Annotated in this window: 10 protein-coding genes; 5 read left to right on the top strand and 5 right to left on the bottom strand. The window is 74.6% G+C overall.

Features of this window, described 5'->3' with window-relative positions:
• Positions 1–12: 12 nt before the first annotated feature.
• Positions 13–2586 carry an ABC transporter gene (locus OG764_RS05725; RefSeq protein ID WP_443055854.1) on the bottom strand — a complete coding sequence of 858 codons (2574 nt, stop codon included), beginning with the start codon at positions 2584–2586 and terminating at the stop codon, positions 13–15.
• A gap of 363 nt (positions 2587–2949) precedes the next feature.
• Here OG764_RS05725 and OG764_RS05720 point away from each other — a divergent pair, with 363 nt between their 5' ends.
• Entirely contained in the window at positions 2950–4509 is a 1560-nt protein-coding gene (locus OG764_RS05720) for an alpha/beta hydrolase (RefSeq protein ID WP_443056185.1), read from the top strand.
• A gap of 251 nt (positions 4510–4760) precedes the next feature.
• The gene (locus tag OG764_RS05715) at positions 4761–6404 is read left to right on the top strand and encodes a YfbK domain-containing protein (protein ID WP_443055853.1); all 1644 of its coding nucleotides are present in this window, start codon (positions 4761–4763) and stop codon (positions 6402–6404) included.
• Between the two features lie 92 nt (positions 6405–6496).
• Here OG764_RS05715 and OG764_RS05710 read toward each other — a convergent pair whose 3' ends face one another.
• Positions 6497–6673, bottom strand: coding sequence for a hypothetical protein (locus OG764_RS05710; RefSeq protein ID WP_328967290.1), 177 nt, complete (start codon positions 6671–6673; stop codon positions 6497–6499).
• 197 nt (positions 6674–6870) lie between these two features.
• On the opposite strand from OG764_RS05710, the gene OG764_RS05705 reads away from it, so the two are divergent.
• The gene (locus OG764_RS05705; protein WP_328967289.1) at positions 6871–7062 is read left to right on the top strand and encodes a hypothetical protein; all 192 of its coding nucleotides are present in this window, start codon (positions 6871–6873) and stop codon (positions 7060–7062) included.
• Between the two features lie 43 nt (positions 7063–7105).
• On the opposite strand, the gene OG764_RS05700 is transcribed toward OG764_RS05705, so the two are convergent.
• Positions 7106–7888 (bottom strand): YoaK family protein, encoded by a 783-nt coding sequence (locus OG764_RS05700; protein ID WP_328967288.1) that lies wholly within the window; start codon positions 7886–7888, stop codon positions 7106–7108.
• 75 nt (positions 7889–7963) lie between these two features.
• Positions 7964–8641, bottom strand: coding sequence for a hypothetical protein (locus tag OG764_RS05695; protein WP_328967287.1), 678 nt, complete (start codon positions 8639–8641; stop codon positions 7964–7966).
• A gap of 262 nt (positions 8642–8903) precedes the next feature.
• Between OG764_RS05695 and OG764_RS05690 the strand changes: the two genes are divergently transcribed.
• On the top strand, positions 8904–10952 hold the full coding sequence (locus OG764_RS05690) for an AMP-binding protein (protein ID WP_328967286.1): 2049 nt from the start codon (positions 8904–8906) through the stop codon (positions 10950–10952).
• On the opposite strand, the gene OG764_RS05685 is transcribed toward OG764_RS05690, so the two are convergent.
• Positions 10909–12765, bottom strand: coding sequence for a GNAT family N-acetyltransferase (locus OG764_RS05685; RefSeq protein ID WP_328967285.1), 1857 nt, complete (start codon positions 12763–12765; stop codon positions 10909–10911). The two genes, OG764_RS05690 and OG764_RS05685, sit on opposite strands and share 44 nt — an antisense overlap.
• Positions 12766–13182: 417 nt before the next feature.
• Between OG764_RS05685 and OG764_RS05680 the strand changes: the two genes are divergently transcribed.
• A complete protein-coding gene (locus tag OG764_RS05680; protein ID WP_328967284.1) occupies positions 13183–14181 on the top strand; it encodes a hypothetical protein in 999 nt (332 codons plus the stop codon).
• Positions 14182–14227: the final 46 nt, after the last annotated feature.

Here is a 14227-nt window from a genome sequence, read left to right as displayed (position 1 = left end):
GGCGGAGATCCGTCAGACACCCCCGAGGGCCCGGGCGAGGTAGCCGGCCGTGCGGCCCGCGCCGGCGGCGGCCACCTCGCGCGGCGGGCCGCAGGCCACCACCCGGCCGCCCGCCTCGCCGCCGCCGGGACCGAGGTCCACGACCCAGTCCGCGCCGGCCACCACCGCCATGTCGTGCTCGACCACCACCACCGAATGGCCCGCGTCGACCAGCTCGTGCAACTGCCGCATGAGCACTTCCACATCGGCCGGGTGCAGGCCGGTGGTGGGCTCGTCGAGCAGGTACAGGGTGTGCTCGCGGCGGGCGCCGCCCCCGGCGCCGCCCGCGGCGCCGCCCGCGGGCGCGACCCCGCGCAGCTCGGTGGCCAGCTTGATGCGCTGCGCCTCGCCGCCCGACAGCTCGGTGGCCGGCTGCCCCAGTCGTAGGTAGCCGAGGCCGACGTCCTGAAGGGCCCGCAGGCAGCGGGCCGCGGCCGGCACCCCGGCGAAGGACTCCGCGGCCGCGTCCACGGTCAGCTCCAGCACCTCGGCGATGTTCCGGCCCTCGTGGCGCACCTCCAGCGTCGCCGCGTTGTACCGGGCGCCGGCGCATTCCGGGCAGGGCGCGTACGTACTCGGCAGGAACAGCAGCTCCACCGAGACGAAACCCTCGCCCTGGCAGGTCTCGCAGCGCCCGCCGGGCACGTTGAAGGAGAACCGGCCCGCGCGGTAGCCGCGCGCCCTGGCCTCCGCGGTGCCCGCGAAGATCTTCCGGACGACGTCGAACAGGCCGGTGTACGTGGCCAGGTTGGAGCGCGGGGTCCGGCCGATCGGCTTCTGGTCCACCTCCACCAGCCGCGAAACCGGTGCCGGTGCGGACGCGGGCGGCGACGTCGACGCCGATGCGGCCGCCGACCCCGACGCGGTCGCCGACCCGGATGCAGCCGTCGGGCCGGCCCCGGACGTGGCCGTCGGGGTGGATGCGGACGCGGCGATCCGTCCGGCGACCTCCTCCGCGAGGACCCGGCCGACCAGGGTGGACTTCCCCGAGCCGGACACCCCAGTGACCGCGGTGAGCACGCCCAGCGGGAAGTCCACGTCCAGTTCCCGCAGGTTGTTGCGGTTCACCCCGGCCAGCCGCAGCGTGCCGGACGGTGTCCGTACCGGCCGGGGCGGCGCCGCCGGGCGGTCGAAGAGGAAGCGCCGGGTCGCCGACTCCGGCACCCGCGCCAGGCCCTCCGGCGGCCCGCTGTGCAGCACCCGGCCGCCGTGCTCCCCGGCTCGTGGGCCCACGTCCACCAGCCAGTCCGCGTGCCGCACCACGTCGAGGTGGTGCTCGACGACGAACACCGTGTTCCCGGCCTCCTTGAGCCGGTCCAGCACCCCGAGCAGCGCCTCCGTGTCCGCCGGGTGCAGACCTGCCGACGGCTCGTCCAGGACGTACACCACGCCGAACAGCCCGGACCGCAGCTGTGTCGCCAGCCGCAGCCGCTGGAGCTCACCCGCCGAGAGGGTGGGCGCCGTGCGGTCCATGCTCAGGTATCCCAGGCCGAGTTCGGTGACCGGCCCGATCCGGGCGAGCAGGTCCTCGGCCAGCACCCGCGCCGCCTCGCCCGACCTGTCCGCGCCGGCCCTCCCTCCCGCCCCGTCCCCGACATCCGCCCCGGCGTCGGCGCCGCCGGTCGTCTCCGTCAGCATCCCGGCCAGTGCCGTCAGCGGCAGTGCCGCGAGCTCCGCGATGGTCCGCCCGGCGAACGTGACCGCCAGGGCCTCGGGCCGCAGCCGGCTGCCGCCGCAGTCCGGACACGGCGCACTCGCCAGGAAGCGTTCCGCCTTGGCCCGCAGGGTGGCGCTCTTCGTGTCCGAAAACGTCTTCATCACGTAGCGTTCGGCGCTCATGTACGTGCCCTGGTAAGGACGCTGGATCCGATCCGCCTCGCGCACCGGATGCACCGTGACCACCGGCTGCTCCTCGGTGAACAGGATCCACTCGCGCTCCCGCGGCGACAGCTCCCGCCACGGCCGGTCCACGTCGTACCCGAGGGTGTGCAGGATGTCGCGCAGGTTCTTGCCCTGCCAGGCGCCCGGCCAGGCCGCCACCGCCCCGTCGCGGATGCTCAGCGACGGGTCCGGGACCAGCAGCTCCTCGGTGGTCCGGTGGATCCGGCCGAGTCCGTGGCAGCCGGGACAGGCGCCGGCCACCGTGTTGGGGGAGAAGGCGTCCGAATCCAGCCGCGGCGCGCCCGGCGGGTAGTCGCCGGCCCGAGAGAACAGCATCCGCAGGGAGTTGGACAGCATCGTCACCGTGCCGACCGAGGACCGCGACCCCGGCGCGCCGCGCCGCTGCTCCAGCGAGACGGCGGGCGGCAGCCCGGTGATCTCCCCGACCTTCGGCGCGCCGACCTGGTGGATCAGCCGCCGCGCGTACGGCGCCACCGACTCGAAGTAGCGCCGCTGCGCCTCGGCGAAGAGGGTGCCGAAGGCCAGGGAGGACTTGCCGGACCCGGACACCCCCGTGAACACGGTGAGCGCGTCCCGCGGGATGTCGACGTCCACGCCCCGCAGGTTGTGCTCCCGCGCGTCACGGACCCGTACGTACGGATCCACGCCGCGGGGCGAGCGGGCGGGAGCGGCGGTGGCTTCGGAAGGGGGCCCGGAAGGGGGCCCGGAGGGGGATCCCGACGGGGAGCCGGAAGGGGCTTCGGAAGGGGCTTCGGAGGCGGGGTCGGGCGCGTGCATCCCGCAGATCCTACGGGCCGCCCGGCCCGCCACGCGGTACGGAAACCGGCGCAACCGGAAGCAATCCATCCGGAGTCGGCCAATGGCCGGTATCCGTCTCATACTTGACGGTTCCTCCGATCATCCTCGAGGAGGAGAAGCCATGTCCCGTGGGCTGATTCGCCGGGACCGGCGGCATACCAGGGTGGGCACGTCCTGCTCCACCACCGAAAGGAACCGGCTCTCGTGCGCATGCGCAGAATCGCGTCGCTGCTGGCCCTGGGTCTGACCGCCACTCTGGTACAGGGCCTCGCGCCCGCCCAGGCCGCCCCCACTCCCTCGGCCGACGGGTACCTCCGCCAGACGCCCACCTGGAAGCGCTGTGACGCGCAAGCGCCCGCAGCCTTCCAGTGCGCGACCGTCAAGGTGCCCCTGGACTACCGCAAGCCCGCCGGCCGGAAGATCGACATAGCGATCTCCCGGATCAAGAGCACCAACCCGGCCAAGCGCCGCGGCGTGCTGCTCTTCAACCCGGGAGGACCCGGCGGCGAGGGGCTCAGCCTGCCGCTCATGGGCCGCCAGATGCTGGCCAAGCCGGTGCGCGAGAGCTACGACCTCATCGGTTTCGACCCGCGCGGTGTCGGCCGCAGCACGCCGATCACCTGCGGACTGACCGCGGACGAGCAGCGCTTCCCGCGCGTGTACAAGAAGGAGACGTATCCGCGGGACGTCGCCTGGGCGCGCACCGTGGCGGACAAGTGCCGGGCCAAGTCCGGTGCACTGCTGCCCTTCATCACGACCCGCAACACCGCCCGCGACATGGACGTCATCCGTACCGTCCTCGGCGAGCGCAAGATCTCCTACCTGGGCTACTCGTACGGCACCTACCTGGGCGCCGTCTACACCCAGATGTTCCCCGCGCGCACCGACCGCTTCGTGCTCGACAGCAGCGTCGACCCGAAGCGCGTGTGGCGCGGCATGATCCAGGTGTGGGCCGAGGGCGCCGAGCCGGCGTTCGCCCGCTGGACCCGCTGGAGCGCCGAGCGCGACGGCCAGTACCACCTCGGCCGCACCCCGGCCGCGGTCTCCAAGACCTTCTGGGACCTGGTCAAGCGTGCCGACCGCACGCCGATCGTCATCGACGGCCAGAAGGTCAACGGTGACGACATCCGCTCCGCGCGCGGGGTCTTCTTCAGCGTGAAGGAGGCCTCCGAGTTCGTCGTCCTCATCAAGAACGCCGCCGCGGGCCGCCCCGCCCACCTGCCGGCCGCCCTCAAGGCCGCGGGCACGGTGCGCACCCCGGCCGCCGCCCAGGCCCCGGAGGACAACGGCACCGCCGTCTTCCTCGCCGTCATCTGCTCGGACACCGCCAACTGGCCGCGCAACCCGGAGCAGTACCGCCGCGACGCCGTCCGCGACAAGATCCGCTACCCGCTGTACGGCGACTTCGGCTCCAACATCATGCCGTGCGCCTTCTGGAAGAAGGGCATCGAGCCGGCCACGCCGATCGCCAACAAGACCGGTGTCCTCGCCGTCCAGAACGAATGGGACTCCCAGACCCCGCTCGCCAGCGGTCTCGGCCTGCACCGCGCCATGAAGGGCTCGCGCCTGATCACGGTCAACGAGGGCGAGGGCCACGGCGTGTACCTCTTCGCCGCGAACAAGTGCGTGGACTCCAAGGTGGACGCGTACCTCCTCGGCGGCAAGCTGCCGGCGCGCGACCTGACCTGCCAGGCCGTCCCGGCCGCCGAGCGCCAGGAACTTCCGCAGTCCGGTCCGGGACGCTTCCCGGTGGCGGCCGGCCGCTTCTGAGCCGAGCCGGCGCTTCCGGCCGGACCTCGGCGGCTGTGTCAGGACATCCGGTGTGATGTCCGTGACGGTGTCCGCCGCGGTGTCCGGCCGGCGGTTCCACCCGTGAGGGGTTCGTGTCCCGATCGCGGCCCGAGCTTGACATTCCGTATGCCGTTGTCGCTTCGAGACTGATTCGCAACCCCTCCGACGGCTCCCACCGGCCCCCTCGAACGTCACATTCACCACAGGTGTCGACGTCAGAGGGGGCCGAAGTGGATCCGTACACAAGGCAGTTCGCACGTCACTACTCCAGAGGGTGCGCGAGTCCGGACGCCCGCCCGCACGCGCGGCGGTACGCGCGCCTCGTCGCCGCGCTCGTCGCCGGAGGGCTGCTGCTCACCGGCTGCGGGCGCGGCGAGGGTTCCGCCACCGACCGCGGCGGCCGCCCCGCCCCGGGGCCCGAGTACGTCCTGCCCGACGGCGGCGGGTCCGGCGGCTCCACCGGGGCGAGCACCGGCGGGACCGAGCGCCCGGTCGACGGCGTGCGGGAGGGCGAGGGCGAGGACGACGGGCTCAGGCACTCCGCGCCGCCCGCCGACTACCTGTCGACCTTCGCCCTGGACGTGGACACCGCCGGTTACGGATTCGCCCGCCGCACCCTCGCCGAGGGGCGGCTGCCCGACCCGGCCGCGGTGCGCCCCGAGGAGTTCGTCAACAGCTTCCGCCAGGACTACCGGCAGCCCGACGGCAACGGCTTCTCGGTCACCGTGGACGGCGCCCGCACCACCGGCGACTGGTCGCTGGTGCGGGTCGGCCTCACCACCCGGGCCGCCGCGGCCGATGCCCGTCGGCGTCCGGCCGCCCTCACCTTCGTCGTCGACATCTCCGGCTCGATGGCCGAGCCGGGCCGTCTGGACCTGGTCCGCACGGCCATGGACCTGATGACCGACCGGCTGCGCGACGACGACTCGGTGGCCGTGGTCGCCTTCAGCGACGAGGCCGAGACCCGGCTGCCGATGACCCGCCTGGCCGAGAACCGCAAGCGGGTCCACGAGGTGATCGACGGGCTGCGGCCGAGCGAGTCCACCAATGTGGAGGCCGGGGTGACGCGCGGCTACCGGGAGGCCGTGGCCGGCCACCGGCCCGAGGCCACCAACCGCGTGGTGCTGTTGTCCGACGCCCTCGCCAACACGGGAGCCACCTCCGCCGACACCATCCTCGGCCGGATCGACGACGCCCGCCGCAGCCACGGCATCACCCTGTCCGGGGTGGGTGTGGGCGCGGACTACGGCGACGCCCTGATGGAGCAGCTCGCCGACCACGGCGACGGCCACACCACGTACGTGTCCGACGAGGCGGACGCCCGACGCGTGTTCTGCGAGGAGCTGCCCGCCCAGATCGAGCTCCGCGCCCGCGACGCCAAGGCCCAGGTGTCCTTCGACCCGCAGACCGTGGAACGCTTCCGGCTGATCGGCTACGACAACCGCAAGGTCGCCGACGGGGACTTCCGCAACGACGCCGTGGACGGCGGCGAGGTCGGGCCCGGCCACACCGTCACGGCGCTGTACGCCGTACGCATCCGGCCCGGCGCGGCGGGCCATCTGGCCACGGCGACCGTCCGGTGGCTAGACCCGCGGACCCGGACCCCGCACGAGGAGTCCGGCGGGGTCGAGGCCGCGGACCTGAGCGAGGGGCTGTGGACGCCGCAGACGCCGGCGCGGCTGCAGGTGTCGGCGGTGGCGGCGTACTTCGCCTCGGCGCTGCGCGAGACCTCCGGCACCTGGGAGCCGCTGCCCGGCGCACTCCCGCTCGGGGGGCTGGCCGAGCGGGCCGCGCTACTGGCCGACCGTACGGAGGACCCGGACGTGGAACGGCTGGCCGAGGCCGTACGGCAGGCTTCGGGGCTCCGGCGCTGAGGCGGGTCTGGGGCGGGCCGTGCCCGGGGCTGGCCGCGGCTCGGGGGCCGGGCTCAGACGGCCCGGCTTTCGGCGGCCTCCGGCACGGCGGCTTAGGGGTGGGAGGAGTGCGAGGCGTACGGGCGCAGCGCCGACGGGGCGGGCGGGGCCAGTGGGCCGCGGTCCCGGCGGCGCAGGCGCACCGCCACCGCCAGCACGGTGATCAGCGTGACGGTGAGGGAGAAGCTGAGGAAGAAGATCGCGGCCGGGACGGCCCAGTCCATACCCATGATCACGCCTCTCGGTGGTCGAAACGGTAGTAATCGACCGTAGAACCTCAAAAGGCGCGACAAGGGACATGCAGGTGAACGGCTGTCGACGGGGGCGGGAAGGGTCCGCCCCCGTCGGCGGGGGGTGCGCGACGGCGGGGGTGTGTCTACGCTCGTGGGAAAGAACTTCTGCTCGACACCGAATGAGGTGGACCGCCATGAAGGATGCGCCGGAGGACCAGAAGAAGACGTCACGGCCGAGCCGGCTGTTCAGCGGTGGGGAGCGGCCGTACGACCCCGAGGACCTGGTCATGGCCTCGGGCCGTGACGTCACCCCGGAGAGCGTGGAGCGGGCCAAGAAGATGATCGAGGAGATGGGGCCGGCGGCGGTCGAGCGCTACCTCCCCTGACCGGGTTCGCCCCGAATCCGAACCCGAACCCGAACCCCGATTCCTAACCCGGCCCCGACGCTGCCCCCGGTCCCGGTCCCGATTCCGATTCCGATCCCGATCCCGGGTCCCGGTTTAGGGCCGGTCCGGCCGCCGCCGCCAGTGCGACGGCGGCCAGCAGCACGAAGGCGGGCGCGAGTGCGGCGGCGGCGCCGTGGCGGAGCTGGAGCAGCCCGCCCGCCAGGGCTCCGCAGAACATCGCCGCGATCGACACCGCCCGGCGGAGCGCCGCGGGCCCGGACGGGTCCGCGGCGAGGCCGGTCAGGGTGCGCGTGAGCACGGTCGTGGTGAGGTCCGGCACGGCCAGCCGCTGCACCACCGCGTTCTGCAGGCCCATGCCCACCGCGAGCAGCGCGATCACCGGATAGGCTGCGGCCCCGCCCAGCCCGGCCCCCAGCGCGGCGGCCACCAGGACGGCGTGCCCGCCGACGAGGGCCGCGAACATGACCATCGGATCCTTGATCCGCGGGGCCGCGAACCTGCCCCCGGCCAGCGCTCCGGCGAAGAAGGCCGAGACGGCCAGCAGCGAGGCCGCCGCGGACAGCCGGGTGTCACCGGCGAGCGCGAAGCCGACAAAGACCACGTTGCCGGTCATGTTCGCGACGAAGACCCGGTCGAGGCCGAGATAGCTGACGGCGTCGACCAGCCCGGTCACGAAGGTCAGCACGACGAGCAGCGGAGGCAGGATCCCGTGCCGCCCGCGCCGCCCTTGCTGGTTTTCGTGCGCGGGGAACAGCCGGGCCGCCAGTCGGTCCAGCAGGGCGGAGACGGACAGTGGCAGGCTCATCTTTCCTTCCTCGGCACAACCGTGGCCCGGCCCGAGTCCTCTCCGGGCCGGGCCCCGCGGCCGGACGCCCGCCGCTCAGCCCAGGACGGGCACCGGCCTGACGCCCAGGGTCACCGGAATGCCGCCGACGGCCGCGGACAGCTCGGCGCGGAACGCCGCCGACGCGGCTCCGGCGGCGGTGCTGGTGACGGACAGCCCGGACGCGTCCGCGGCCGGACCCCAGGTGTGCAGGGGGAACGAGAACGCCTTCGGATCGCGGGGGAGCCGGTCCCCCGCCGCCATGAGGGCGCGCAGGGTGTAGCGGCTCGTGTACAGGTCGGCGCGCGCCGGGTCCACGGCCGGGTCGGCCTTCTTCGCGGCGGCCAGCAGCTCCCGCCCGCGCGCCAGGTCCGTGACGCAGAGCGCGACCCGGCCCGCCGGGTGGTCGTTGATCACGGCCCCGAACGCGTCCCCGAACGGCCCGTGCTCCGCCCCCGCGGAAGACCCCTCGGCCACCTTCGCGATGGCGTTGGCGAGGGCCGTCGCCTCGGGCGTGTTGGCGGGCGTCTCCTCGATCGTGGTGGGCGCGGGGCCGGGCACCCACTCCGCGGGCTTCGGGCACTCCCGGCCGCCCGGGGCGTCAGCCAGCACCTTGGCGGGCGGCCGTTCGTCGGCCGGCGGTGTCGCAGCCGGGCCGGACGAACCGCAGCCCGCCCCGAACGCGAGCACCGCGGCCGCCGCGACGGTCCGTAACGCCAGAGCGGATCCACGCATGTTTCCCTCGATTCCTCGTTGCCCGGCCTGCGGAACCGGTCCTGATACCGACCGGCTTCCGGCCCTCGGACGTGCGGGGCAGCCCCGCGGTTCCGTACCCCGGGCCCGGGGGCATCCGGCCCGGCGGGCAGCCGGAGCGGTCGGCGGACCGGGCGGGCGTGCCCGAGCCGGAAGTCCGAACAGGTGGGCGGGCGGCGACTGTTACCGACCCAGGACCCGCCGGGGACTGACGGCTGTCAGAGCGCGCTGACATCATCGAAGGATGACGCAGGAATCAGCAACCGGACGCCCCGGCCAGGCCGGTGATGAACTCACCACCGTCACAGCACAGTTCGAGTACTGGGCCGCGCGGACGCCCGGCGCCACGGCGGTCGCCGGCAGCGGACTCCATCTGATCTACGGTCAGATCAACACGGACGCCAACAGGTTGGCCCGGCACCTGCTGGCCGCCGGACTTCCCGAGGGCGCGGTGGTGGCCGTGGACCTGCCGGTCGACTCGCTCATGACCGGCGTGCTCGCCGTACTCAAAGCGGGCGGGACCTACGCGATCCTGGCCCGGGACACCCCGCGGCTGGCCCGGCAACAGCTCGCCCTGCTGGGCCCGTTCGCCGTCCTCACCGACTCCGCGCGCACCGCACAGCTCGACGACGGCCGCGGACTGCGGATGATCTGCCCGGACGCGGCCGAGCAGGTCGAGGCCATCGCGGCCCAGCCCCCGCTGCCGCCGGACCGGCCGGCCGCCGGGACCGCCGCCCTCGTCTGCACCGACGGGCCGCGCGCCGTGCCGGTGAGCCGCGAGCGGCTCGCGGCAGCCGTCGTGGCGTGGGCCGAGGCCGGGCACCTGATCCCCCACGACCGCCACCTGTTCACCGCACCGGCCGACACCGCCGCCTTCGCCACCGGATGGCCGCGGGCGCTGTGCACCGGCGGCACCCTGATCCTGCCCGCGGCGTCGACGTACCGCGACCGCGGGCCCGACGGGCTGGTCTCCGACGAGGCCGTCACCGTCGTGTACACCGACCCGGCCGGCCTCACCCGGCTGCTCGGCGCGACCGGCCCCGAGGCGCCCGCGGCGCCCGCCCCAGGCATCGCCCGGCCCCAGCGGAACTGGCCGGTCCGGCTCCTCGCCGTCACCGGCGGCCGCCTGTACCTCGACGAGCAGTCCGCCGCCCAGAGCCGGCTGAGCCCCGGTGTCCGGCTGGTCAACGCGTACGGAACCGCCGAGACCGCGGGCGCCGGCACCTGGTTCGAACTGCCCCAGCTGTCCGGCCCGGTGATCGCCCCCGACAGGCTCTCCCTGCTCGGCACCCCGCACCCCGGATACCGGGCGGAACTGCGCGACACCGCCGCCGACGGCACCGGGGAGATCCTGCTGGCCGCCCCCGGCGGCGGCCCCGCCGTGCCCACCGGCGACCTGGGGCGGCTGCGCCCGGACGGCCTCCTGGAGTACGCGGGCCGGATCCGGGACCGCATCACCGCCGACGGCCGCAGCACCGACCCGCACCGGGCCGAGTCCCTCCTGCGCACCCACCCGCAGCTGTCCGCGGTGGCCATCACCCGGGTGCCGGACCTCGCCACGCCCGACAAGCTCGTGGCGTACGTCGTCCCCGCCCCGGGAGTGCACAGCCTGGAGGTGCCCGGCCCGTACACGCTCCGCCGCCACCTGGCCGCGGCCGTCCCCGACGCCGACGTCCCCACCACCGTGGTGCCCGTACGGGCGCTGCCGCGCGGCCGGTCGGGCCAGGAGGACCGGGCCGCCCTGCCGCTGCCCGCACAGCCGGCGAAGGCAGGGTCGGGCAGCGGGAAGTACGGCGGCTTCGTGGGCGCGGGCGGCCCGGCCCGCCGGCCGTCCGGGGTCCCGCACGCGCCGAACCCGGCGGCGACCCCGGCGGCGGCCGGCTGCTCGGTGGTCCTGGCCGTGATCGCGCTGCTGTTCACCGGGGTGTTCTGGCCGGGATCCACCGACCTCACCGGCGTGCCCGCGCCCTGGTCGCTGCTGTTCCGCGGGCTGTACCTCGCCGAATGCCTGGCGTTCGGCGCCGGCGTGCTGTTCCTCGTCACCGGCCGCCGGTGGATGCGCCGGGCCGGCCGTCCCAGCCGCCTCACCGCCGCCGCGCACCTCGCCGTGGTGTGGCTGCTGGTGTCCTGGTGGCCGCAGGACAACTTCTACCGGCTCGCCGCCAAGAACGACTGGCCCCGCCAGGCCGCCCTCGTCTACGTCTTCAACATCCCCCTGATGGTCGCGGCGGCCGTCGTCGCCCTGTACGTCACCCGGAAGCCGGACGATCCGCTGGGCTTCGACGAGCGCTGACCCCGGCGAACAGGCCGCCCAGCGCCAGCGAGTCCGCCCGGACCCGGTCCTCCGCCGCGGCCAGGTCCGCCGGATCGGCCGCCGCCAGCACCACGCCCAGCCACGGCTCGGCCTCGAAGGCCGCGGTGGGGATCGCGGGCAGGAACACCGCGCCCAGCTCGGCACACCGCCGGGCCAGCGCCGACAGGTGGTCCGCCAGCTGAGGCTCCGGCAGCCGGGCGCCGAGCTCCAGCCGGTCGACGACCCGCACCAGGTGCCGGCCGCCGCGCAGTTCGTCGAGCCGGGCCTGCACCATGAACGCCACCGACGGGCCGGTGAGCCGCAAGTTCGTCTCGGTCGGCGCCAGCCGGCCGTCGGCGTCGGTGACGAAGTCCACGTCGAACCACCCCCGGTAGCCGTCCGCGGCGAGCGCCCGCCCGACCGCGTCCCCGAACGCGCACGCCGCGTCGTCGAGCGCCGCCGGCACCAGACCCGGGCCCACGGTGGCCCCCCGGTAGCCGGTGCCGGCCACCTCCATCACCGCGGTCCCGACCCGGTGCGCGTGCCCGTCCTCCGTCACGAACCCGTCGTACGTGAGGTCCCGGCAGGGTCCGGCCCCCGCCACGTACTCCTCGGCCAGCAGCGGTCCGCGCGGCAGCCGGCGCAGCACCGCCCGGGCGCCGCCGGCCGCGCGCAGCAGCTCCGGCGTCACCACCGTGGTGCCGGAACCTCCCACGCCGTGCGCCGACTTGAGGACCGTGGTCGCACCGGCACGGGCCCGCGACGCCAGCAGCCGGGCGGCCGTCCACCGGGAGCCGGCCGGCCACTGCCGCGGCACGGCTATCCCCGGGTGCCCGCCTTCCGCCGCCAGCCGCCGGAACAGCGCGTTCGCGTCGGCCTTGGACTCGTACCGCAGCGCGCCGTCGGGCAGCGGCCGGCCGGACAGCCGTGCGAACTGCGGGGTCCAGCCCCACGGGACGAACGGCACCCCCAGGGCGCGCAGCCGGGCCGCCAGCGCGGGGCGCGCCGTCACGGCCGCCGACAGGGCCGGTTCCGACCGCGGGCCGGGCTCCGGCACGGGATCCGCAGCGCCGGCTCGGGACCGGCCGGTCTCCGCGGCGCCCGGACCCTCGTACAACTCCACGTCGTACCAGTGCAGTTGGCGGGACAGCAAGGGCAGCCAGCACTCCGGTACGGGGCGGGGCAGGACCAGGGCGGCCGGGTGCGGGGTGTGGAAGGCGGCCAGGCAGGAATAGTGGTGCGCGGCGTCCGGAGTCAGCCCGGCGAGCGACGGGTCCGCGAACTGCCGGTTGTACTCCGCGACATTGCCCAGGTGGACGGCTCGCACGCCACCGGTCCACGCGTCCACCCAGGCCGGGCTGGGCGCCAACTCGACCTCGAAGTGCGGCAGTTCACGTCCCGTGACCGATCCCGAGGGGATGGCGCCGCTGCGCCGGGCGCCCATCTGCCGGTAGAACCGCGCCGCGTGCGGATCCGCCGCGATGGCCATCCGGGCGAAGCCGCGGTCCCGGGCCAGCCCCACCATGTGCCCGTACAACCGGCTGCCCACCCCGCGGCCGATCGCCGCCGGGTCGACGAACAGCAGCTCCAGCTCCGCCTCCGGCGGCCGGCCCGTCAGCGCAGCCACCCCCAGCAGCCCGCCGGCGTCCTCCGCGACGTAGACGCCGCCCGCCTCGATGTCCGAGGCGTGGATGCGCAGTTCGTCCGCGCAGGCCGCCATGAACGCCTCGTCGTAGCCCCAGTACGCCTTGGAGCGCAGTACCAACTCCGTCAGCTCCGCCGCCTCCGCGGGCCGCGCCCCCCGGATCCGCATCACAGCGACCCCGCCACCGGGAACTCCGGACCGCTTCCACGCGGCCGCCGGCCGTCCAAGACTTCATCCATGCAGCCAGGCTACGGCGGCTACGGGCAGAGCCGGTCCGCGCCCGCCACGTGCTGTCGTCTGTCCGCCGTTCCCGCCATCCGTGCGGGCTGGCGGCCTATTCCTACGGCTGAGGAGGGTGGGGCGGCGGGGCCGTGAGGCCGGGGAGCCGGACCGGGGGTGGGTCGGGTTGGGGGGTGGGGTGGCTTGATCTGGGCGGTGGCGTGGGGCTGGTGGGGGACGAGTTCCCGAATTCCTCTTCGAATACGGCCGGTTGGCCCTACGCTCGCTGCCGCACCTCCCGCCCGTCATCGACGCGGCGCACTGAATGCTGCCCACGCACGTGAACGCTTCAGCGAGAGGACCCCCTTGACTCAGCTTGCGAGCGGCCCTGCCCCGAGCCCCGGTACGGCAGCCGAGGCCGCCCGGCAGCCATCCCGGACACCCTCGTTCCTCTTCAACGGCCACGCCCCGCGCAGGAGGGCCCTGGTCCTGCTGGCCGGCGCCCTGTTCGGTTTCGTCCTCACGGTGGTCTGGTCGGCCGAGTTCGTCGACAAGACCATCGGCGGCAACGTCGCCGGCACCCTCCTCGGCCACCCCGCCAAGGACGCTCCGATCACCGGCGCCCTGGCCGGTATCGCCTTCGCCCTCGCCACCGGTGTCGCGGGCACCTTCACCGCCTGCAACATCGCCGTCTTCAGCGCCATGGCCCCGCTCGCCGGCCAGGTGCAGACCCGGCGCGGCCGCATGGCGCAGATGGTCAAGCCGTTGGGCTGGCTGGCCGTCGGCGCGGTCGCCGTGTCCGCCGCCTACGGTGTCGTCGCCGCCCTGGTCGGCACGGCCATGCCGCAGTTCGAGGAGTCCACCGGCGGGTCCGGCGGCTTCTCGCCGCGCCTGGTCCAGGCGATGGTGGTCTACGGCCTGCTCGGCCTGATCATGACCTACCTCGGCCTGGCCGCCGCCGGAGTGGCCCGCGATCCGCTCGCCGGGCTCACCGCGCGCTTCCCGAACGCGCCGATGGTCTTCATGGGCGCGCTCATCGGCGCCTTCCAACTGGGCCGCCCGTTCGGCCTGTTCCGCCAGCTGTTCCGAGACGCCGCCGAGAGCCACAACGTGCTGTACGGGGCCGCCGCCTTCGGCCTCCAGGCCGTCGGCAACATCGTGATCGTCGCGCTGCTCTTCCTGCTCGTCGCCGGACTGTTCGGCGAGCGCATGCAGCGCTGGCTCACCGCGAAGCCGAGCCGGATGTCCGCCCTGATGGCCGCCGCCTTCATCGCCGCGGGCGTCTTCATGCTCCTCTACTGGGACGTCCGCATCCTGGCCCGCCGCGACCTCATCTGGTACCCCATGGCCCCCTGGGCCGGCTGACCCCGACCACGGCACCGGCAGGCGGGGAGCGGTCGCGCGGCCCGTA

The organism is Streptomyces sp. NBC_00239, from assembly GCF_036194065.1.
In the GTDB taxonomy this organism is placed as follows: domain Bacteria; phylum Actinomycetota; class Actinomycetes; order Streptomycetales; family Streptomycetaceae; genus Streptomyces.
Note: the sequence above shows the minus strand (reverse complement) of the source record. Positions and strands in the feature narration are given on the sequence as shown.